This window comes from Mycobacterium sp. NGS15 (assembly GCF_059813245.1).
Genome location: NZ_JCALEF010000007.1, coordinates 191,723 through 210,967 on the forward strand (window position 1 = coordinate 191,723; position 19,245 = coordinate 210,967).

At 64.8% G+C, this 19,245-nt stretch carries 22 protein-coding genes and 1 tRNA gene; 7 read left to right on the forward strand and 16 right to left on the reverse strand.

Annotated features, from left to right (window positions below; translation table 11 throughout):
* Nucleotides 1-14: 14 nt before the first annotated feature.
* Complete coding sequence (locus AC5Y5C_RS21730) at nt 15-494, forward strand: antitoxin Xre/MbcA/ParS toxin-binding domain-containing protein (RefSeq protein WP_499976383.1); 480 nt, start codon at nt 15-17, stop codon at nt 492-494.
* The gene (locus AC5Y5C_RS21735; protein ID WP_499976385.1) at nt 495-1,052 is read left to right on the forward strand and encodes an RES family NAD+ phosphorylase; all 558 of its coding nucleotides are present in this window, start codon (nt 495-497) and stop codon (nt 1,050-1,052) included.
* Between the two features lie 3 nt (nt 1,053-1,055).
* On the opposite strand, the gene AC5Y5C_RS21740 is transcribed toward AC5Y5C_RS21735, so the two are convergent.
* The 6 genes from AC5Y5C_RS21740 to AC5Y5C_RS21765 form a co-directional block, all read right to left on the reverse strand.
* Complete coding sequence (locus AC5Y5C_RS21740; protein WP_499976760.1) at nt 1,056-2,996, reverse strand: heavy metal translocating P-type ATPase; 1,941 nt, start codon at nt 2,994-2,996, stop codon at nt 1,056-1,058.
* 305 nt (nt 2,997-3,301) lie between these two features.
* Nucleotides 3,302-3,622, reverse strand: coding sequence for a hypothetical protein (locus AC5Y5C_RS21745; RefSeq protein ID WP_499976762.1), 321 nt, complete (start codon nt 3,620-3,622; stop codon nt 3,302-3,304).
* A 110-nt stretch (nt 3,623-3,732) separates the two neighbouring features.
* A complete protein-coding gene (locus tag AC5Y5C_RS21750) occupies nt 3,733-3,876 on the reverse strand; it encodes a hypothetical protein (RefSeq protein WP_499976386.1) in 144 nt (47 codons plus the stop codon).
* A gap of 50 nt (nt 3,877-3,926) precedes the next feature.
* Complete coding sequence (locus AC5Y5C_RS21755) at nt 3,927-4,808, reverse strand: SDR family oxidoreductase (protein ID WP_499976388.1); 882 nt, start codon at nt 4,806-4,808, stop codon at nt 3,927-3,929.
* A 9-nt stretch (nt 4,809-4,817) separates the two neighbouring features.
* Nucleotides 4,818-6,068: a cysteine--1-D-myo-inosityl 2-amino-2-deoxy-alpha-D-glucopyranoside ligase gene (gene mshC / locus AC5Y5C_RS21760; RefSeq protein WP_499976390.1), complete on the reverse strand. Its 1,251-nt coding sequence runs from the start codon at nt 6,066-6,068 to the stop codon at nt 4,818-4,820.
* Nucleotides 6,069-6,088: 20 nt separating this feature from the next.
* Nucleotides 6,089-6,865 carry a 3'(2'),5'-bisphosphate nucleotidase CysQ gene (locus AC5Y5C_RS21765; protein ID WP_499976392.1) on the reverse strand — a complete coding sequence of 259 codons (777 nt, stop codon included), beginning with the start codon at nt 6,863-6,865 and terminating at the stop codon, nt 6,089-6,091.
* Between the two features lie 55 nt (nt 6,866-6,920).
* On the opposite strand from AC5Y5C_RS21765, the gene AC5Y5C_RS21770 reads away from it, so the two are divergent.
* Nucleotides 6,921-7,769, forward strand: a complete 849-nt coding sequence (locus AC5Y5C_RS21770; protein WP_499976394.1) for an LLM class flavin-dependent oxidoreductase — start codon at nt 6,921-6,923, stop codon at nt 7,767-7,769.
* Between the two features lie 61 nt (nt 7,770-7,830).
* On the opposite strand, the gene AC5Y5C_RS21775 is transcribed toward AC5Y5C_RS21770, so the two are convergent.
* From AC5Y5C_RS21775 to AC5Y5C_RS21800, 6 genes are all read right to left on the reverse strand, one after another.
* Entirely contained in the window at nt 7,831-8,727 is an 897-nt protein-coding gene (locus tag AC5Y5C_RS21775; RefSeq protein WP_499976396.1) for an LppU/SCO3897 family protein, read from the reverse strand.
* A 70-nt stretch (nt 8,728-8,797) separates the two neighbouring features.
* Entirely contained in the window at nt 8,798-9,628 is an 831-nt protein-coding gene (locus AC5Y5C_RS21780) for an SCO1664 family protein (protein ID WP_499976398.1), read from the reverse strand.
* Nucleotides 9,612-10,199 carry a DUF3090 domain-containing protein gene (locus tag AC5Y5C_RS21785; protein ID WP_499976399.1) on the reverse strand — a complete coding sequence of 196 codons (588 nt, stop codon included), beginning with the start codon at nt 10,197-10,199 and terminating at the stop codon, nt 9,612-9,614. Before AC5Y5C_RS21785 ends, AC5Y5C_RS21780 begins: the two co-directional genes overlap by 17 nt.
* A gap of 46 nt (nt 10,200-10,245) precedes the next feature.
* Nucleotides 10,246-10,938, reverse strand: coding sequence for a histidine phosphatase family protein (locus AC5Y5C_RS21790; protein WP_499976401.1), 693 nt, complete (start codon nt 10,936-10,938; stop codon nt 10,246-10,248).
* Nucleotides 10,935-11,765 (reverse strand): undecaprenyl-diphosphate phosphatase, encoded by an 831-nt coding sequence (locus AC5Y5C_RS21795; RefSeq protein ID WP_499976764.1) that lies wholly within the window; start codon nt 11,763-11,765, stop codon nt 10,935-10,937. The genes AC5Y5C_RS21790 and AC5Y5C_RS21795 overlap by 4 nt, the downstream gene beginning before the upstream one ends.
* A 56-nt stretch (nt 11,766-11,821) precedes the next feature.
* Nucleotides 11,822-12,136, reverse strand: a complete 315-nt coding sequence (locus AC5Y5C_RS21800; RefSeq protein ID WP_499976402.1) for a hypothetical protein — start codon at nt 12,134-12,136, stop codon at nt 11,822-11,824.
* Nucleotides 12,137-12,225: 89 nt separating this feature from the next.
* Here AC5Y5C_RS21800 and AC5Y5C_RS21805 point away from each other — a divergent pair, with 89 nt between their 5' ends.
* Genes AC5Y5C_RS21805 through AC5Y5C_RS21815 form a run of 3 tightly spaced genes read left to right on the forward strand, consistent with a single transcriptional unit; the run spans nt 12,226 to nt 14,611 of the window.
* The gene (locus AC5Y5C_RS21805; RefSeq protein WP_499976403.1) at nt 12,226-13,293 is read left to right on the forward strand and encodes a YncE family protein; all 1,068 of its coding nucleotides are present in this window, start codon (nt 12,226-12,228) and stop codon (nt 13,291-13,293) included.
* A complete protein-coding gene (locus tag AC5Y5C_RS21810; protein WP_499976405.1) occupies nt 13,290-13,550 on the forward strand; it encodes a DUF5703 family protein in 261 nt (86 codons plus the stop codon). The genes AC5Y5C_RS21805 and AC5Y5C_RS21810 overlap by 4 nt, the downstream gene beginning before the upstream one ends.
* Entirely contained in the window at nt 13,550-14,611 is a 1,062-nt protein-coding gene (locus AC5Y5C_RS21815; RefSeq protein WP_499976407.1) for a quinone-dependent dihydroorotate dehydrogenase, read from the forward strand. Before AC5Y5C_RS21810 ends, AC5Y5C_RS21815 begins: the two co-directional genes overlap by 1 nt.
* An 81-nt stretch (nt 14,612-14,692) precedes the next feature.
* Here the strand turns inward: AC5Y5C_RS21815 and AC5Y5C_RS21820 are convergent, their stop codons facing one another.
* Together AC5Y5C_RS21820 and AC5Y5C_RS21825 are read right to left on the reverse strand one after the other, a co-directional pair.
* Nucleotides 14,693-15,214, reverse strand: a complete 522-nt coding sequence (locus AC5Y5C_RS21820; protein ID WP_499976408.1) for a YbhB/YbcL family Raf kinase inhibitor-like protein — start codon at nt 15,212-15,214, stop codon at nt 14,693-14,695.
* Nucleotides 15,215-15,241: 27 nt separating this feature from the next.
* The gene (locus AC5Y5C_RS21825; RefSeq protein WP_499976410.1) at nt 15,242-16,597 is read right to left on the reverse strand and encodes a M20/M25/M40 family metallo-hydrolase; all 1,356 of its coding nucleotides are present in this window, start codon (nt 16,595-16,597) and stop codon (nt 15,242-15,244) included.
* Nucleotides 16,598-16,730: 133 nt separating this feature from the next.
* On the opposite strand from AC5Y5C_RS21825, the gene AC5Y5C_RS21830 reads away from it, so the two are divergent.
* Nucleotides 16,731-16,816: transfer RNA gene (locus AC5Y5C_RS21830), tRNA-Leu, on the forward strand.
* 205 nt (nt 16,817-17,021) lie between these two features.
* On the opposite strand, the gene AC5Y5C_RS21835 is transcribed toward AC5Y5C_RS21830, so the two are convergent.
* Nucleotides 17,022-18,002, reverse strand: a complete 981-nt coding sequence (locus AC5Y5C_RS21835; protein ID WP_499976412.1) for an alpha/beta hydrolase — start codon at nt 18,000-18,002, stop codon at nt 17,022-17,024.
* Nucleotides 17,986-19,245, reverse strand: a complete 1,260-nt coding sequence (locus tag AC5Y5C_RS21840; RefSeq protein ID WP_499976414.1) for an MFS transporter — start codon at nt 19,243-19,245, stop codon at nt 17,986-17,988. The genes AC5Y5C_RS21835 and AC5Y5C_RS21840 overlap by 17 nt, the downstream gene beginning before the upstream one ends.

Here is a 19,245-nt window from a genome sequence, read left to right on the forward strand (position 1 = left end):
GGTATGCTCAGGGCATGGCAGCGACACGGCGCGGCACCACCAGCAAGGCGGTAGTGACTTCCGGGCCTGCGAAAAAGCGCGGGTCTACGTCGATTCGCGCGGTGAGCACTCCCCAACGTGTGGTGGTCGGCAGCCTGGCGGTCGCCACGCGGCCGGCCGACGATCCGCTTGCTCCGTTGCGGGTGTCCTACCTGGTCGAGGCCGTTGGCGGGGCCGCGCAGTTGGCGCGGATTATCGGGGTGAACCGGTCGCAACCGTCACGGTGGATCTCCGGTGAGGAACGCCCCGGTGGCCGCACCGCCCCCCTCATCATCGACCTGGAGCATGTTGTGTCGCGGGCACGTCTGGTGTGGGGTGACCCCGCCGCGACAACGTGGCTGGAAAGCGCGAACAGCTACCTTGGGGGCGCCCGCCCGCTGGATGTACTGCTGAGCGAGGGGCCGGGCCGGGTCCTCGATGCGCTGGACGCGGTTACCGCGGGGTCCTTTTCGTAGATGCTGGTCTACCGGATCTTCCCGTACCTTGCGAGCGCGAAGACGGGGCAACCAGGACACCCGCTGTATCAGCACCGACCGCAACGCGGTGGCCGAATCGACCATCCCGACTACTACGTCTGGTACCTGGGAACGCGGCCCGAGGTGGCATGCGGAGAGGTGTTCGGGGATCTACAGATCTGGGACGACTCGATACTGGAGTTCCCCTTGCTGGGTACGCGCAGGGCGCTTGGAGTCTTCAGCCTTCCCGACAACTTACGGGTATGTGACCTCGATGATGCGAAAGAGCTTGTCAGGCTCAGACTTCGCCCTACGCAGGTGGTAGCGCGGAATCTCGCCGTCACTCAGGCGTGGGGACATCAGATCTGGTCGGAGACCATGGCCGACGGCGGGGATCAGCGGTGGCAGGCCGTCAGATGGTGGTCATACCACCGTCCGTCGTGGCCGGTGCTGGCGAGCTGGCACCGCCCGAAACTGGAGCGGGTCGAACTCCTGGACCTCGACCACCCGGCCATCGTCGACGCGGCAGCGGCGCTGAACCGTCCCATCAGCCGCTGACACTCACCTACCGAGGATTCGCCGTACGGATTGCTCCGGCCGAAGATCCAAGCGGCGCAGCAGTTGCGCGTTGAGCGCGACCACCACGGTGGATGCCGACATCAGGAGTGCCCCCACACTCATCGGGAGCACGAACCCGATCGGGGCGAGCACGCCGGCCGCCAACGGAACTGAGATCAGGTTGTATCCGGCTGCCCACCAAAGATTTTGCTTCATCTTGCGGTAACTGGCCCGCGATAACTCGATGACCGACAGCACCGATCGCGGATCCGAGCTGCCCAGAATGACACCGGCGGAAGCGATCGCGACATCGGTTCCCGCACCGATCGCGATACCCACATCGGCTTGCGCCAGCGCAGGAGCGTCGTTGACTCCGTCACCCACCATCGCCACGGTGTGCCCCTCCGCCTGCAACTGCGCCACCGCAGACGCCTTGGCCTCGGGCCGCACCTCGGCGAACACCCGGTCCACACCGAGCTCGGCCGCCACCGTGTTGGCCACGGCATGCGCGTCACCGGTGATCATCACCACCGATACGCCCAGTCTGTGCAGCGCCTCGACGGTATCCCGGGACTCCGCCCGGATGTCATCGGCCAACCGCAGTGCGCCCGCGGCCTGCCCATCCATCAACACATGCAGGATGATCGCGCCCTCGGTACGCCATCCTTCGGCGATCGGTAATTCTTGTGCACCATGCCTTTTCAGCAGCGCGGGCCCACCGACCGAGACCTGCACACCCGCGACCCCCGCGGTGACCCCCAGCGCGGGCTCGGAAGAAAAGCCACTGGCGGCAGCGACCCGCAGTCCCCTGCTTCGAGCGGCCTCCACGATGGCACGTGCCAGCGGGTGCTCACTGTCGGCTTCGGTTGCCGCCGCCAGCGCCAGCACGGCATCGGCATCGCGGCCGGCGACGGGCTCGACACCCGTCACCGTGGGGGCACCCTTGGTCAGCGTTCCCGTCTTGTCGAACAGCACGACATCGACGGTGCGCATCTGTTCAAGGGCCAAGCGGTCTTTCACCAAGACCCCACCCCGGGCGGCGCGCTCGGTGGCAATGGAAACAACCAGCGGAATGGCCAGGCCCAATGCATGCGGACAGGCAATCACCAGCACCGTGATGACGCGAACCACCGCGGTATCGGGCTCCCCCAGAATCGTCCAGGCCACGGCCGTCAACGCCGCGGCACCGAGCGCGAACCAGAACAACCAGCCCGCGGCGGTATCGGCGATCCGCTGCGCGCGCGAGCTGGACGTCTGAGCATCAGCGACCAGACGCTGGATTCCGGCGAGTGTGGTGTCGTCACCGACCGCCGTGACTTCCACGCGCAGGCCGGAATCGGTGGCTACGGTACCGGCGACCACCTGATCCCCGGTCTGACGTCGGACCGCGCGTGACTCCCCCGTTACCATCGACTCGTCCAGATGGGCGCTGCCCTCGGTGATTCGACCGTCCGCCGGCACCGAGCCGCCCGGGCGCACGACGACGACGTCGCCCACCCGAAGATCGGCGGGCGCGACAGCCACCACCGAGTCTCCCTCGACGCGTTCGGCGCTGTCGGGTAGCAGCGCCGCCAAGGAGTCGAGCGCCGATGTGGTCTGCGCCAGCGACCGCATCTCGATCCAGTGCCCCAGCAGCATGATCACCACTAGAAGCGCCAGCTCCCACCAGAAATTGAGCTGGTGATCGATCAGACCGAGGCTCGCGCCCCAGGAGGCGACGAAGGCCACCGTGATCGCCAGACCGATCAACAGCATCATTCCCGGTTTGCGACTCCGTACCTCCGCGACCGCACCGGTCAGGAAGGGCTTGCCGCCCCAGAAGTAGATGACAGTGCCCAGAACCGGTGAGATCCACGGGACCCCACCGGTGGTCGGCAACTGATAGCCGATGATCATCGCGAACATGTCGTTGAACGCCACCACCGGCACGGAGAGCCCCAGCATGATCCAGAACAGCCTGCGGAACTGCCCGACATGGTCACCGTGACCGCCATGACCCGCATGGTCGTGGTGATCATGGTCGTGATGATCCGATGCGCATGTTGCGGCAGTCGGGTGAGACGACGGATGGCCGGGGTGGCCCAAGGGCGAACTCATACCCCGATTAAATACCCCCAGGGGGTATCAGTCAAGGGATTGGCACTAGATGTCTACGTGGTACACGCAGGTGTGGCGGCGACCAGTGCCGCCACAAGGACTGTTGCCGCCGCAATCGAACGACATGGAAAAAGCTTGCGGTGCATGAGTTCCTAACACTGGACAGTGACGTACATGACGTGGGAGGCCAGCGAGCGCGTAGGCGGCCCCTTGCGCTGGGGCGCCTGACGGTAGATGTGCCGACCGACTCGCACCGAGGTGGCGGTGCACTGCGACAACGGCTTCTTGGGGCCGCTGCGGTTGATGACGACCTGATCACCGCGGCCCTTCAGTGCGGCGATCACGGTCTGGGCATTACCGGGTGCTTGCGGCCCTGGTTGCATCGGACCGGCGTAGGCAGGAGCTGCCCATACGACGGCAACAGCCCCGACCGCCAATGCCGATCCGCCGACGCGACCGACGACAGCACGCAGCGCAGTCACAGATGATGTAGCCACGGTAATCGTGTCCTTATCTGGAAAATATTGAAGCCATGAGTGATCGCATGTCGCCTCGGGTAAGAACCGGCCGACGGGGCCGCACCCTAGGCGGACCGTGCGTACTCGGCCGCCGCGTGGCAGGTCAACGACGGCATCAGCACGACCGCGATGCTCAGCAGCGCCCGCAGCATGAGCGAGGCTAGTGCGAGACCTCCACGTCGCGCTGCGCATTCACCGCCGGGAGCCATCACCCTACGATACATACACCCCATACCCGTAGAGGGTATTTGACAGGTCGCTAGGCCTGATCTGCCTCGTGATGGGCAGCGCGCTGCAAGGCGGCTACCTCGGCGTCGATACGCGGCAGGATCTCGGGAATCATGCCCCGCACCGGGATCTCGCCGATCGGCGTCGACAGCACAGGCTTAAGCCAGTGCGTCACACCTACCCAGCCGGGGCAGTTAATCCGTCGACGGCGGCGCTCGATGCCCTTCACGAATGCCTTGCCACAGGCTTCTACCGAGGTCACGGTGCCCAACGGCGGTGGCAGCCGGCTCAACATCTCCGAGAACGCCGACAGGTTGGCCTTCTGGTCGTTCACCATCGAGGTGTCGATCCACGACATATGCGCCGAACCGACATCGACACCCCGGTGCGCCACCTCCAGGCGCAGCGCATTGGCGAAGTGCTCGACAGCGGCCTTGGAAGCGTTGTATGCCGTGACCCCCGGTGCTGCAGCGTACGCGGCCAGGGAGGACACGATGAGCACGTACCCCTGCCGTTCAATCACCGAGGGCAACGCCGCGCGCACCGTATGAAACACCCCGAGCACGTTGACGTCGATCAATTTTTTGAAGGTGCCAGGGTCGATCTGCTGCACCGAGCCGAAGGCCAGCAGGCCGGCGTTCGCGAGCACCACATCGATCCCGCCGAACCGCGCCGCGGCTTGAGCGACGGCCTTCTCCATGGCAGCCAGGTCGCAGACATCGGCGACCGCGACCAGCACTCGATCACGACCCAGCTCGTCGGCAATCGCGGCAAGCTTGGTCTCGTCCAGATCGGTGAGCACGAGGTTGGCACCCTTGGCGTGCAGCCTGTGCGCGACTTCCACTCCGATGCCACCGGCACCGCCGGTGATCATGACGGTCTTGCCAGCGATGTTGTTCGGCGTTGAACCCATGGACCGAAGCTACAGCCGCACTCCCAGCAGGGCATCCACCGCATGACGCACCAGGGTTCCGGCGTCGGCGTCATGACCACCGTACGCCAACGCATCTGTCACCCAGTTATCCAGGGCAGCAAGAGCTTTCGGTGAATCGAGATCGTCGGCGAGATAGCGGCGCACCCGGGACACGACGTCGCGGGCGCTCGGCGCGGTGGGCAATGCCACCGCGCGGCGCCAGCGCGCCAACCGGCCCTGCGCATCGGACAGCACGGCGTCACTCCAGGACCGATCGGCACGGTAATGACCGGCCAACAGCCCGAGCCTGATCGCCGCGGGGTCGACACCATCGGCCGTCAACCCTGAAACCTTCACCAGATTCCCACGACTCTTGGACATCTTGTGCCCGTCCCAACCGATCATTCCGGCGTGCACATAATGCCGCGCGAAACGGCGTTGTGCGGTAACGGCTTCGGCATGCGCGGCACTGTATTCGTGGTGCGGGAAGATCAGGTCGCTGCCGCCGCCCTGGATGTCGATACCGGCACCGAGCTCGCGCAAAACGATCGCCGAGCACTCCACATGCCAACCCGGCCGGCCCGGCCCGAATGACGCCTCCCAGCTGGGCTCCCCCGGTCGCGCGGCGCGCCACAGCAGCGCGTCGAGCTCGTTGGCCTTGCCGGGACGGTCCGGATCACCTCCGCGTTCGGCGAATAGCCGCGACATGGTCTGGACGTCGTACCCCGACTCGTAGCCGAACTGCTCGGTGGCGTCGACACGGAAGTACACGTCCGGATACTCGGGGTCATCCACCACATACGCGGCGCCCGAGGCCAGCATCTTCTCGACGAGTTCGATGATGCAGGCAATCGACTCGGTGGCGCGCACATACTCCCGCGGAGGCAGCACCCGCAGCGCCGTCATATCGCCCCGGAACAGGTCGGTTTCCCGATCCCCCAGCTCACGCCAATCGATGCCGTCACGGTCGGCACGTTCGAAGAGCGGGTCGTCGATATCGGTGACGTTCTGCACGTAATGCACGTCTAGGCCCGCGTCGAGCCACTGCCGATAGATCAGGTCGAACGTGAGATACGTTGCGGCGTGGCCCAGATGGGTAGCGTCATAGGGGGTTATGCCACATACGTACATCGTTGCGCTGGATCCCGGAGCGGACGACGGCGTGACGGGCCGCACCTGGCGATCGGCGGTGTCGTACAGCCGCAGCTGCGGACCACGACCGTCGAGTTCAGGAACCGGCGCCGACGCCCACGACTGCATGCCACCACTGTATGAGGTGCTCAGGCGAGCTCGGCCACCGCATCCAGGAGCAGCGGCGCCAGATCGGAGCGGCATATGATCAGGTCTGGCAGGTACGGGTGCGGTGCGTTGTACCGCAACGGGCTTCCATCGAGGCGCGAGGCATGCAGCCCGGCCGCGAGCACCACACCCGCGGGCGCCGCGGAATCCCACTCCCACTGGCCGCCGCCGTGCAGATAAGCGTCGGCCTCACCACGTACTACCGCCATGGCCTTGGCCCCGGCCGAACCCATGGGAATCAGTTCGATGTGGTGCCGTTCTGCCATCTCGGTCAGCAGCTTCGGAGGCCGGCTGGCACTCACGACAACCCGGATCGGATCTGATTCGGCGCGCGGCAAAGGAGTCACCCGGGTCTCGTCGGTGCGGAACACGGTGCCGAATCCGGGCAGCGCGACGGCGGCATCGGTAATCGATCCCCCGCTGTGTTGTCCCTCCGGGTCCGCCTGCCACAGCGCGACATGCACCGCCCAGTCATCACGGCCCTGGATCCCGAACTCGCGGGTGCCATCGAGCGGGTCGATGATCCACACCCGCTGCGCGCCGAGGCGAACCTTGTCGTCGACGGCTTCCTCCGAGAGCACCGCGTCCGCGGGCCGTTCCGCGGCAAGCCGCTCCAGCAGCAGCGTGTTCGCGCGCTTGTCACCGGCCGCGCCGAGCGCCTTGGCGTCGTCGAACCCAAGCTCGGCACGCACCTGCAACAACAGTTGTCCGGCTTCGTGGGCAAGTTCTGCGGCAAGTGCTGCATCGGAAAGAGTCACCCGGTCAGTATTACCCGATCAGGATTTGTCACACCCCGTCGGCATACTCGCACGCATGACCGCCGGCATCCAGTATGGAATCGTCCTGACAACGGGAGACGCCGCCGACGTCGCGGAGCTGGCCGCGCTGGCCGAGGAGGCTGGCTGGGATGCCGTCTTCGGCTGGGAGCCGGTGTGGGGTGTCGACGCATGGGTGGCGCTGACCGCGGCGGCGATGCGCACCACCCGAATCAAACTAGGCACCATGCTCACGCCGCTGCCGCGCCGCAAGCCGTGGGATCTGGCGTCCACCACCGCGACGCTGGATCGACTCTCCGGCGGCCGGGTCATCTTATCGGTGGGAATGGGTGCGCTGCATGACAATTGGCTGGCATTCGAGCGCGATCAGGGCCGCAAGACTCGCGCGGAGCTACTCGACGAGGGACTCGACGTCCTATTCGGGCTGTGGGAGGGCCAGCCCTTCAGCTACCAGGGCGCGCATTACCAAGTGACGCCCACGACGCATATGGTGCCCGCCCCACCGACGCAGAAGCCGCGCATCACCACCTGGTGCGTGGGTCTGAGTGGCTCACGCAAGTCCATGTCCCGCGCCGCCCGCTGTGACGGGCTGCTGCCCAACATCACCACGGCCGACGGACAGTTCGACTTCAGCCCGCCGCTGCAGCGCTGGCTCGAGACCGCACGTGAAATTCACTCATTACGAAGCAAATCGGGCTACACGGGCAGTTACGACGTGGTGTACGAGGCAACGACCGACTTCGGCGACCTCACTGCCACACGTGAGAAGATCGCAACCCTGCACGAGGCCGGCTACACCTGGTATCTGGACTCGGACTGGCACACCGAGCACGACGATCCCCTGGGAGCACTGCGCGCCCGCATCGAAAGCGGGCCGCCGCGCTAGGCGTCGGTGCTTGACGTCGGGGCACAAGGTCTTTGGAGCGATGCGGAAGCAGTTTTCACGATCACGGAGCGAATTCGCCCGTACAGATAGCCATCGGCGGGTCGGGGAACGCGAAGGAATGAACCACGCCAGGCTTGCCCTTGCATTGCGCCGCCTCCTTCGTCCCCGGAATCACGAACAACACGGTGAAGGCCTTCGGCGCCTGGCAGGAGTCCGCGGCGACGAACACCGTACTTCCCATCACCACGGCAGTCTGATAGCAGGAGCCGACACGTAATTGCGGGGCAATGCAATACGAGAAATCACCGGCCGTGAATCCGGTGTACGTCTGCCTGCACTTGCCGCCGGGAACCACTTCGATCACGCGCCATGCCGCCTTGGGGTCCGTACACGCCACCGCCTTGTAGTCCGAGGGAGCGGCCAACGCGATGCAGTCGCCCACGGCAGCCACCTGCCCCGGGGCCTTGGGCGGGCCCGTCGGCGCCGGAGGCGGAACAGGCATCTGGGGCATTGGCGCACGAGGAGGCTGCGCGCTCGGTATCTGATACGTCGGTGCGCCACTGACTGTCGGTAATTCGGGGTTCGCGTAGGAGACCGTGGTAGTGGGCGAACTGATGGACTGGCGCGGATCGGTGTCCCGGTTGAGGATCACCACCAACACCACCGCAAGCACGACGACGACCGCCCCGGTGATCGATGCGATCAGGATCCACGGCTTGGAATGTTTCTGCGGTCCGAAGGGGTCCTGACCCGGGAGCCCCGGATACATCGGCGGGACCGCGTATCCCTGCGGAACTCCGTCATAGAGGCGGCCGATCGAATCGTCTGGGTAGTCCGACGGCGCATACCCGTACGGAGCCGTGGGCGGCGCTGCCTGCCATTGCCCCTGAGTCGGCACCTCGGGTGCACCCCACTGCCCTGCCGGTCCCTGCTGATACGGGTCGTGCGGTCCCGTCATGTCAGCGCCCCCTCTTGCCCGTCCCTTCCCGGAACATCATGCGTTGGCGACCAGGCTAGACGATCGGCCATCAAAACGCGGGCCACGGTATGGGTCTGTTGCGGTCAGGCATCGGCATCACCGGCTCATCCAGCGTCATCGCAGCGCGTTGACGCAAAGCCTCCACTTCGTCCGTAGTGATGTGGGCTGCCAGTGCGGCACCCAAATCTCTCTCCAATGCCTCCCCCAGGCGCGTCACGTCATCGAGCAATCCTGGTTCTACGGGCTTGCCCGCCCATCCCCACAGCACGGTCCGCAGCTTGTCCTGGGCATGCAGGCATATCCCGTGATCCACGCCGTAGACACCACCGTCGGCGCCCCGCAGGATGTGGCCGCCCTTGCGGTCGGCGTTGTTCACCAAGGTGTCGAACACCGCCATCCGCCGCAGCAAGGAGTTATCGGCGTGAACCAGCACGATTTCTGCGCCGTCGGCGTCGAGGGCACGCAGGATCGGCAGGTAATCCTGCGGAACAGCTTGTGGCAGGCAGATGTCGACCAGATCGAGGACACCCTCCACAAGCTCCGGCTCGTGGATCCACCGCTGAACCATGCCAACGCCCGCCGGACCGTCTCGAAATACCGTATACGGCACCACATTCCAGCCCAGCTCGGCCGAGATCAGGTACGTAGCCACCTCACGGCCGGCCAGGGTGCCGTCGGGGAAGTCCCAGAGCGGGCGCTCGCCCCGTATCGGTTTGTAGACACAATGCACGCTCTCCCCCGACTTGCCCTGTACCTCGCAGAGAAAGGTGGCATTGCTCGCAGATCGGATGCGGCCGATGACGGTGAGCTCGCCGTCACGGATCGCGGCGTGATCCTCGGGACTACCACCGGGGCCCAAGTCGTCAGGACTCGGCGTCATCTGCCGCCCCGGGCACCGTCCCCCGGCGGTAGCCGTTGGTGCGCACGCAGATATGTCCGGCCGGATCCAGCGGCTCATCGCACAGCGGGCACGGAGGTCGGCCAGCGGAAACGACCCGGGTGGAGCGTGTTGCGAACTGTCGCGCTGCTTCCAGGGACAGGAACACCCGAACGGCATCCGGCCCGTCCTCGGAGTCATCGAGCACCACGGAGGCATCGAATTCCTGGTCGCTCACCGCCAGCAGTTCGACAACCACCGAGTTGGCCTCGGCATCCCACCCCAGCCCCATGGTTCCGACCCGAAATTCGGCGTCGACGGGCATAACCAGCGGGTTGAGATCCTCGATCACCTCAGGCTCGGGCGGGATCTCCGTTCCGAACCGGCGGTGGACCTCCGACAGCAGGGTTCCGATGCGTTCGGCCAGCACAGACACCTGTTGCTTCTCCAGCATCACGCTGACGATCCGGCTCTCGTGGACGGCCTGCAGATAGAACGTACGGTTGCCCGGCTCCCCCACCGTTCCGGCGACGAAACGGTCCGGGCTGCGGAATACGTGAATCGATCGGGGCATGGTGTCTCCAAAACTACCGGTCGATGAACCCCTCGCGCGAAGGGATCTAATCGGTTGTGCCGCCCACAGGAGCGTCGGAAGCCGCCCCGGCGGGCTTCTCGGGCGGCCGTGCGCTCAGCGCACTGGACAGGTCGGGGCCGGTGTGGTTCATATGCATGACAAAGGGTCGCAGCTCCGTGTAGCGCACCACGCTCATCGATGCCGGATCGGCCACGATGCGCTGGAACGCATCCAGATGAGTGCCGAGCGCGTCGGCCAGCACCGACTTGATGACATCTCCATGGGTGCATGCCACCCAGACGCAGTCACCGCCATGCTCCTCCGATAGCCGCCGGTCGTGCTCGCGGACCGCCGCGACCGCTCGCGCCTGGACGTGGGCAAGTCGCTCGCCGCCGGGGAAATGTGCGGCACTGGGCTGCTGCTGGACGACTTTCCACAGGGGTTCGGTGAGCAACTCGGCAATCGCGCGGCCCGTCCACTCTCCGTAGTCCACCTCAGCGAGCCGATCCTCTACGACAGGCGTCACGTTCAACTCCGCCGCCAACGGCGCCACGGTCTGCTCGCACCGCAGTAGCGGGGAGGTGACGATCGCCTGGACGGTCACCGCACCCAGGCGGTCGACGATCCCATGAGCCTGGGCCTGTCCCTTCTCGTCGAGCTCGACACCTGGGCTGCGCCCGGCGAGGGTGTGCGCGACATTCGAGGTAGACCGCCCATGACGCAACAGGATGACCGTCATGAGGCACTCACCACCCCGGCAGCCAGGAGGCCCATCACCGTCAGGCCCAGGACCACGCGATACCCGACGAACCAGTACATGCTGTGGTTACTGATGAAGCGCAGCAACCAGGCGACGGCCGCGTAACCGATGACGAACGCGATCAGGGTGGCCACCAGCAGCTGCGGACCTGTCGCGCTCATGCCCTCGGTCACGGGGTGGAAGGCATCGGGCAGGGAGAACAGCCCAGAGGCCAGCACTGCCGGGATGGCCAATAGAAATCCGAATCGAGCGGAGGCCGGCCGGTCTAGCCCGAGGAACAGCCCGGCGCTGATCGTGGCACCCGACCGGGACACACCGGGGATAAGAGCCAAAGCCTGTGCGCTGCCGACGATCACAGCGTCCTTCATGGTGAGCTGTTCGGTGCGGCGCACCTGACGACCGTAATATTCGGCGGCGGCGATGACCAGCGCGAAGATGATGAGTGAGGCCGAGATGAGCCATAGATTTCTTGCACCCGAACGGATTTGATCTTTAAAGGCCAGGCCCAGCAACCCAATGGGCATGGTGCCGACAATGACGTACCAACCCATCCAGTAATCAAAAGTTCTGTGCGCCTTGACGAACAGTCCCTCGAACCACGCCCGGAGGATGCGCCAGATATCCTTGGCGAAGTAAAGCAAAACCGCCGCCTCGGTGCCCAATTGAGAGACCGCGGTAAAGGACGCACCCGCATCCTCGTCGAAGAACACCCGCGACACGATGGCCAGATGACCCGATGACGAAATCGGCAGGAATTCGGTGAGCCCTTGGACCACCGCCAACACGATCACTTGCAACCAGGACATTGCCGCCACTGCCGAATCCACGACAGCGACCGTACTGGACGCGCCGGCAGATCGCCCTAGCCGGCCAGCAGCCGGGCGAGGCGGCTCGTGCTCACCGGTTGCGCGTCGGCGACCAGATCGCGCACCGCGGCAACAATGCTGCGTTCATCGGTTACGTCGATATCGGTGATCGGCCGGGTTCCCACGGCCACCACATCGCTGTCATCGGGAACCAGCTCGGTGAGGAAGGCTCGGTAGATCTCGACACGCAGCAACGAATCCTCGATGCGGAAAGCGAAGCTACGACCATCGCCCACCTCACCAAATCCATTCGCGTGCACGCCCGTCAGGAGGACCTCGACGGTGAAGACCGGACTGTCGGCAAGCGTCATAGCTCTCACGATAGCCCCCAGCTACCGATTGCTAGCACCGAACGCGCCGAGAAAGTCATCTCCTGCCGGGCAATCCCAGGTCGGTTGCGATGATGGACACGATGAATCCTTTACCGGGCCGCGATGTGCGCGGTATAAGAGGCACCGTCGCCGCACTAGCGGCCGTTATCGCGGTGGTCTCGGGCACCGTATCTGGCTGCTCAACGGACAGTGATACGGGCAGTCCCGCCGACCCAGCCGTCATCACGCCGGCTGCCGCGGCACAGTCTCCGCCGGTGACGACGGCACCGGCCGGAACGGTGCACCGGCTCACCGGCCGGTCCAGCGCAGTGTTGTTCGACACCTCGACCAACGCGGTGTCAGTTCTGACCGATGACGGCCGAGCAGTGACGTCGTTCACGCGGGATAACCTGGACGCGCCACGTCACACCGTCGCGCTCCCCTCACCGGCGACCGCGGCCGTCGGTGATGGCCGCGGCACGGTGTACCTGTCTACCAAGGGCGGCTACCTCACGATCGACATCGCCTCGGGGCGCGCGAACAAGGTCGATATCTCGGGCCACGAAAACACCGAGTTCTCGGCCATCACCCGTCGCCCAGACGGCCGGGTCGTGTTGGGAAACACCGACGGCACGGTCTTCACTCTCAACGCCCGGAACCAGGTCGCCGCCCGCGCAAAGGGCTTCGCTCACATCGATTCCCTTGCATACCAAGGCAACACGGTCGCCGTTCTCGATCGCGCGCAGAGTTCGGTGACCACTCTGACCGAGGCCGGCGATGGCACCGCGCATGCCCTTCGGGCCGGCGAGGGGGCGACCACGATGCTCGCCGACGACAAGGGCCGCCTGCTGGTAGCCGATACCCGCGGCGGCGCCCTGCTGGCGTTCGGGTTGGCCGATTCGCTCATCCTGCGCCAGCGCTACCCGGTGCCCGCCGCCCCGTACGGGCTGACGTACTCGAGCAAGCTCACCTGGGTGTCGCAGACGGCGTCCAACACCGTTATTGGCTACGATTTGTCTACCGGCATCCCCGAGGAAAGGGTCAGATTCGCGACTGTGCGGCAACCTAATTCACTGGTCAGCGACGGATCCACGTTGTTTGTGGCATCCGGTGCGGGCGATGGAATACAGGCGATCGACATCAGGAGCGTCGGGTGAGCCGCGCCGCACGTAGCAGCTTTCCAGCGGGCTGGGAGAACGAACCCGATGATGAATACGACTATTACCCGTTGCGGCTGCCTCCGGAAATCACCAGGATCACCGCGTCGCTCCGACTCTCGATTCAGGCCGAGTTCGGCGGCTGGGAGCTGACCCGAGTCCGGGTATACACCGACGGAAGCCGTCGAGTCTTATTACGCCGCAAGAAGTTACGAGGGCAACTGGCCGGCGGGCCCTTCACCGTCCCGGTGATCTGATGCTGTACGCCATCCTGTTGCGGCTGTTCTTTGTGGTGCCGCCCGAACGTGCACACACCCTGGTCTTCGCGTCGCTGCGCGCCGCGGCTGCCTTCGCGCCGACGCGCTGGCTCATGAATCGTCTGTGTGCCCCGACCGATCCCATCCTCGCCAGCGAGGTGTTCGGGGTGCGCTTCCCCGCCCCGCTGGGGTTGGCCGCCGGATTCGACAAGGACGGCGAGGGCCTCAAGGTGTGGGGCCCGCTGGGGTTCGGCTATGCCGAGGTGGGCACGGTGACCGCCATCGCGCAGCCCGGCAATCCGAAGCCCCGACTGTTCCGGCTCGCGGCCGACCGCGGCCTGCTCAACCGGATGGGTTTCAACAACCACGGTGCGGCGGCGCTCGCGCCCCGGTTGGCGACGCGAAAGTCCACGGTGCCCGTCGGCGCCAATATCGGCAAGTCGAAGATCGTCGAGGCCGCATTCGCGTCCTCCGACTATCGGGTGAGCGCACGGTTGGTCGGGCCCGCCGCCGACTTCCTGGTGGTCAACGTGAGCTCCCCCAACACCCCTGGACTACGCGACCTTCAAGCCATCGGCGAGTTACGCAAGATCCTCTCCGCGGTTCTGGAGGAGACCACCGCACCGGTGCTCGTGAAGATCGCCCCCGATCTCTCCGATGCCGATATCGACGAGATCGCCGATCTGGCAGCCGAACTGGGCCTCGCCGGGATCGTCGCCACCAACACCACCATCAGCCGCGCCGGCTTGAAGACGCCCGATGTCGAAGGCCTTGGCGCCGGCGGCGTTTCCGGGCCACCGGTGGCCACCCGATCACTCGAGGTGCTGCGACGGCTATATCGACGCGTGGGAGACCGCCTGGTACTCGTCAGCGTCGGCGGCATCGAGGATGCCGATGACGCCTGGGCACGGATCACCGCCGGGGCCTCACTGCTGCAGGGCTATACCGGTTTCATCTACCGGGGCGGCTTCTACGCCAAGCGGATTCACGACGGTATCGCCCAACATCTGCGCGACGGCGGATTCAGCAGCCTGCAGGAAGCAATCGGCTCGGCCTCTTAGGCGCGAGCAGACACGTATTGCACGGCTGACCCGCGATCCGCGTGCAATACGTGTCTGCTCGCCGACCAAAGCCGGGCGAAGTTACTTCTGTTCGTAGGTGCCGTGAATGACGGCGCGGGCGATCGCGTGCCCAAACAGGTTGAAGCCCAGGTACGCCGGAGTGGCGCTCGCCGGCAGCTCGAGCTTCGGCACGCTCACCGCGTGCACGGCGATGTAGTACCGATGCGGACCGTGGCCGGCCGGCGGCGCCGCCCCGACGTACCGCTTGAGGCTCGCGTCATTGGCCAACGTGATCGCATCCCCCGGCAAGTCGCTTCCGTTGCCCACGCCTGCGGGCAGCCGCGTCGTCGTGGCGGGTAGGTTCGCCACCGCCCAGTGCCAGAAACCCGACCCGGTCGGAGCATCCGGGTCGTACACCGTGACGGCGAAGCTCTGCGTTTCCTCGGGGAATCCGGACCAGCTCAGCTCGGGCGAAACGTCCTGTCCCCCGGCACCCATGATCCCGCTCACCTGTTCGAGACCGAGCGGCTGTCCGTCGGTGACGCTGGCGGACGTCAGGGTGAAGGCCGGTAGCTGTGGCAGGGCGTCGTAGGGGGAAGCCATGTGGTGTCCTTTCCGTAGGGGGTGTGATCAGTGGTTGAGCAGGAAGTGCTGAAGAACCTTGGTGCCGAACGTCAATGCGTCGACGGGCACCCGCTCGTCCACGCCATGGAACAGTGCGGCGAAGTCCAAGTCCGGCGGCAACTTCAGCGGCGCGAAGCCGAAGCAGCGAATACCCAACCGGGCGAATGCCTTTGCGTCGGTTCCGCCGGAGAGCATGTACGGCACGGTGCGCGCCTCGGGATCGAATTCGAGCACGGCGGCGTTCATCGCATCGACCAGATCGCCGTCGAACGTCGTCTCATAGGCCGGGAGCAACTGCACCCATTCGCGTTCGACATCGGGCCCGATGATCTCGTCGACCTCGCGCTCGAAGGCATCCAGCCGGCCGGGCAGCACCCGGCAGTCGATGACAGCCTCGGCGGTCGCCGGAATGACATTGGCCTTATAACCGGCCTTGAGCATGGTGGGGTTGGCGGTGTCGCGCAGGGTGGCGCCGACGATCTTGCCGATGGATCCCAGCTTGGCGACCGTGCCCTCCAGATCCGGTGAGTCCGCGTCGAAGTCGTAGCCGGTCTCCTCGGCGACCGCCGCGAGGAATTGGGTGACCGCTTCGGTGAGCACTATCGGGAATCGGTGCCGGCCAAGTTTTGCGACTGCCTCGGCGACCGCGGTCACCGCGTTGTCCTCGTGCACCATGGAGCCGTGGCCGGCCCGCGCCTTGGCGGTCAGCTTCATCCAGGCAATGCCCTTCTCCGCCGTCTCCAGCAGATACAGACGCCGCTCCCCGCCTTCCTTACGCGGCACGGTGAGCGAGAAACCGCCCACCTCGCCGATGGCCTCGGTGATGCCCTCGAACAGGTCCGGGCGGTTGTCGACGAGCCACTGAGAGCCCCACTTGCCACCGTTCTCCTCGTCCGAGACGAATGCCCAGACGAGGTCGCGCGGTGGGACCGTCCCGGACCGTTTGAAGTACCGGGCGATCGCGACCATCATCCCGACCATGTCCTTCATATCGACCGCGCCGCGGCCCCACACGTAGCCGTCGGTCACTGCCCCCGAGAAGGGATGCACGCTCCAGTCGGCGGCCTCGGCGGGGACGACGTCGAGGTGACCGTGAATCAGCAGGGCACCGCGATCCGAGCTCGCCCCGGGTAGCCGCGCAAAGAGGTTTCCGCGTCCGGGCGCGCCCGCCTCGACGTACTCACAGCTGTATCCGACCTCTTCCAGCTGCTGCTGGATCCAGCGGGCACATTCGGCCTCGCCCTTGGTGGTTTCCAGCTCACCGGTGTTGGAGGTATCGAAGCGGATCAGCGTGCTGACCAGTTCGACGACCTCGTCCTCGGGCGCCGGATTCTCAGAAGTCACAACTACCTTTCCTACCATCGTCGGACGCTGCGCACCGTCCGCACGGTTCCTGGGACGCCAACGCGCCGGGAACCGGTTTGGGCTCCGTACAGTGTTTCCGCTAGCCTATGACGGCAGCCAACGGGCCTGGTGGCCCTGTCGCAGCATGATTGTCCGAGTGGCGGAATGGCAGACGCGCTAGCTTGAGGTGCTAGTGCCCTATTAACGGGCGTGGGGGTTCAAGTCCCCCCTCGGACACACACTGAGTGGCGAAGCCGCGATCACACCGTGAAACGACATGACTCAGGTCGGCAGTCGCCGACCCGCTGGTTTGGGCGAGTCGTAATCGAGACCGCGGGCCCAGGCTTGCCTACAGACCTCGGCATGTTCTGTCCCGGTATGGCCTCCCCCAGCACCCCGCCAAGCCACCCTGCCCAGCTGCGGCCCCCAACGTGGAACTTGCTCAGGGCCCGGCTTTCGGGCGAGGAGATGCCTGCAACGCGGTTTTACAAGCGTCGAGGGAAAGCTGGAACTCCTCGTTCGCGGCCGGAACAATCCTGGCGAAATCAAGGTAGCCGTGGACCAGAGTGTCGGCGTTGCGAAGCTGGACCGGCACCCCCGCATCTGCCAGTAGCGTCGCGTAGATTTTGCCGTCGTCTCGAAGAGGGTCGTATTGCGCGGTGGCGATATATGCGGGGGGCAGACCATCGAGCTTCCCATTGACCGGCGCAACGGTGAACGGTAGTGCTGCCGGGTCAGCGGTTTCCGATAGCTCACCGAGATACGCCTGGCCAAAGATCCTCATGATGTCCCGGGAAAGGACCGGGCCGTCGGCATTCTCGATGACCGACGGCAAGGAAAGATCGCTGGTGGTGCCCGGATACCAGAGCAGTTGAAACTTAAGATGTGGGCCACCGCGGATTTCGGCCAGCTGAGCGGTCACGGTGGCGAGGTTGCCACCGGCAGAATCGCCAGCTACGGCGATTCTGGCTGGGTCCGCGCCCAATTCTGGGGCGTGTTCTGCCGCCCAGCTGAGTGCGGCAAATGCGTCATCGACAGCGGCTGGGTAAGGGTTTTCCGGTGCGAGACGGTAATCCACCGACACGACCACCGCTTCGATATGTGCACATATCGAACGTGCCACCCAGTCGTGAGTATCGATACTGCCCAACGCGAAACCGCCGCCGTGGTAATAGAGGACAAGTGGGAGTTCTCCGGCGCTTTCAAAGACCGCTGGCCAGTAGATGCGCACCGCGATAGGGGGTGCATCGGTGACAGGAATCGAGGTGTCCTTCACGCAACCCACCGTGGGCAACTGCGCGTCGCTAGGGGCAACGTGTCGGCGGGACTCACGTGCCAGGGTCAAATCCTCGGGCCGATCGAGCTGTACCGCTGGGCTCGCCTCGAGGACTGACATCAGGAGCGGGTCAACGGGACTGGTCACGATTTCCTACCTTCTGCTCGGTGTCATCGGATGTTGTATCGCGGACGGTGAGCGCCAAAAAGAAGCCAAGCCCCATCAGTGCGCTGATGTACGCCAATAGGCCGTTCCACCCTGTATCCGTGAGCACACGGCTACCGATTAGTCCCAACATCGCGCTCCCAGTGAAGCTCGACGCGAGAAAAAGCGCAGATGCCTGAGCCCTACCTCTATCCGCGATTTTTGCCGACAGACTAGTCAGGCACGTGTAACCGGCAAAAGCGCCCGCGGTGACAAGCGCTGCTCCGATAACAATGATCCAGACTGTGGGAATGGCTAGCAGCGCAACTCCGGCCATCATCAAGACAACAGACAGCAGTAACGTTATTCTGATTCCGATTCTCGCGGCCACGCCGCCCGAGGCCTTCGCGGCGAAAACGCCCGCCAGGATAACCAGAAAAAATGTACCGTACACGCTCGGAGATATATTGAATGGTGGCGATTCCATTCTAAAGGGCAAGGCATTGAATATCGAAATAATCGCGCCCATGAAGCAAAAAACCAGCAGGTAGATGACGAGTAACCGGCGGTTTGAAAGGTGTGAGAAGAAGAGTCCAGATTCTTTGATGTATGAGATCGCGCTGGGTACAAAGAATTTCGAACGCGGGAGTGTCATGCCAGAAATCATGACGACCACAAGTAAGAGCGCGGCCAGCAGGCCAAGCGCCAGCCTCCATGAACCTGTACCCCCCACGATCCAAGCTGGCAACATTTGGCCCAAGAGTGACCCGAGAGCATTTCCGGCAGCGTAGATCCCCATCGCGGGGGTAACGGCTGGGGGCTCGAACTCCTCCCCTATGTATGCCATCAAAATGGCGGAAACACCGGCCAAGAGGACGCCTTGGAGGCCCCTTAGTAAGACGATTTCCGTGAGGTCATTGCAGAACACCAGAAGTAGGCAGATCAACGTCGCGAGCGTTGACGACATCAATAAAATGCTGCGCCTACCGTAGCGTTCAGACAACAGGCTGATGGGGATCAATCCGACGGCGAAACCGGCAAATGCGGCCAGGAAAACGAGTCTGCTGTCACCCTCAGAGATGCGCAGTCCCTGAGCGACCTGCGGCAGAATTCCCTGAATGCAATACAGCTGTGCGGGGCCGATCATCGAGGCCAGGAGCAGACCCACAGCCGCGATCCGAAACTCTCGGGACTCGGCACGGATTCTGTGTGCGGTGTCATCCTGCTGTGATTCAGCGGCGGGCAT

Coding starts and splice junctions, on each gene's coding strand:
- AC5Y5C_RS21800 (WP_499976402.1), bottom strand. CDS start 12,136: ATGACGCTTGCCGACAGTCCGGTCTTCACCGTCGAGGTCCTCCTGACG.
- mshC (WP_499976390.1), bottom strand. CDS start 6,068: ATGCAGTCGTGGGCGTCGGCGCCGGTTCCTGAACTCGACGGTCGTGGT.
- AC5Y5C_RS21805 (WP_499976403.1), top strand. CDS start 12,226: ATGATGGACACGATGAATCCTTTACCGGGCCGCGATGTGCGCGGTATA.
- AC5Y5C_RS21775 (WP_499976396.1), bottom strand. CDS start 8,727: ATGACGGGACCGCACGACCCGTATCAGCAGGGACCGGCAGGGCAGTGG.
- AC5Y5C_RS21840 (WP_499976414.1), bottom strand. CDS start 19,245: ATGCCCGCCGCTGAATCACAGCAGGATGACACCGCACACAGAATCCGT.
- AC5Y5C_RS21750 (WP_499976386.1), bottom strand. CDS start 3,876: ATGGCTCCCGGCGGTGAATGCGCAGCGCGACGTGGAGGTCTCGCACTA.
- AC5Y5C_RS21740 (WP_499976760.1), bottom strand. CDS start 2,996: ATGCTGGGGCTCTCCGTGCCGGTGGTGGCGTTCAACGACATGTTCGCG.
- AC5Y5C_RS21780 (WP_499976398.1), bottom strand. CDS start 9,628: ATGACGCCGAGTCCTGACGACTTGGGCCCCGGTGGTAGTCCCGAGGAT.
- AC5Y5C_RS21730 (WP_499976383.1), top strand. CDS start 15: ATGGCAGCGACACGGCGCGGCACCACCAGCAAGGCGGTAGTGACTTCC.
- AC5Y5C_RS21795 (WP_499976764.1), bottom strand. CDS start 11,765: ATGTCCTGGTTGCAAGTGATCGTGTTGGCGGTGGTCCAAGGGCTCACC.
- AC5Y5C_RS21755 (WP_499976388.1), bottom strand. CDS start 4,808: ATGGGTTCAACGCCGAACAACATCGCTGGCAAGACCGTCATGATCACC.
- AC5Y5C_RS21820 (WP_499976408.1), bottom strand. CDS start 15,214: ATGGCTTCCCCCTACGACGCCCTGCCACAGCTACCGGCCTTCACCCTG.
- AC5Y5C_RS21785 (WP_499976399.1), bottom strand. CDS start 10,199: ATGCCCCGATCGATTCACGTATTCCGCAGCCCGGACCGTTTCGTCGCC.
- AC5Y5C_RS21790 (WP_499976401.1), bottom strand. CDS start 10,938: ATGACGGTCATCCTGTTGCGTCATGGGCGGTCTACCTCGAATGTCGCG.
- AC5Y5C_RS21770 (WP_499976394.1), top strand. CDS start 6,921: ATGACCGCCGGCATCCAGTATGGAATCGTCCTGACAACGGGAGACGCC.
- AC5Y5C_RS21825 (WP_499976410.1), bottom strand. CDS start 16,597: ATGGTAGGAAAGGTAGTTGTGACTTCTGAGAATCCGGCGCCCGAGGAC.
- AC5Y5C_RS21815 (WP_499976407.1), top strand. CDS start 13,550: ATGCTGTACGCCATCCTGTTGCGGCTGTTCTTTGTGGTGCCGCCCGAA.
- AC5Y5C_RS21735 (WP_499976385.1), top strand. CDS start 495: ATGCTGGTCTACCGGATCTTCCCGTACCTTGCGAGCGCGAAGACGGGG.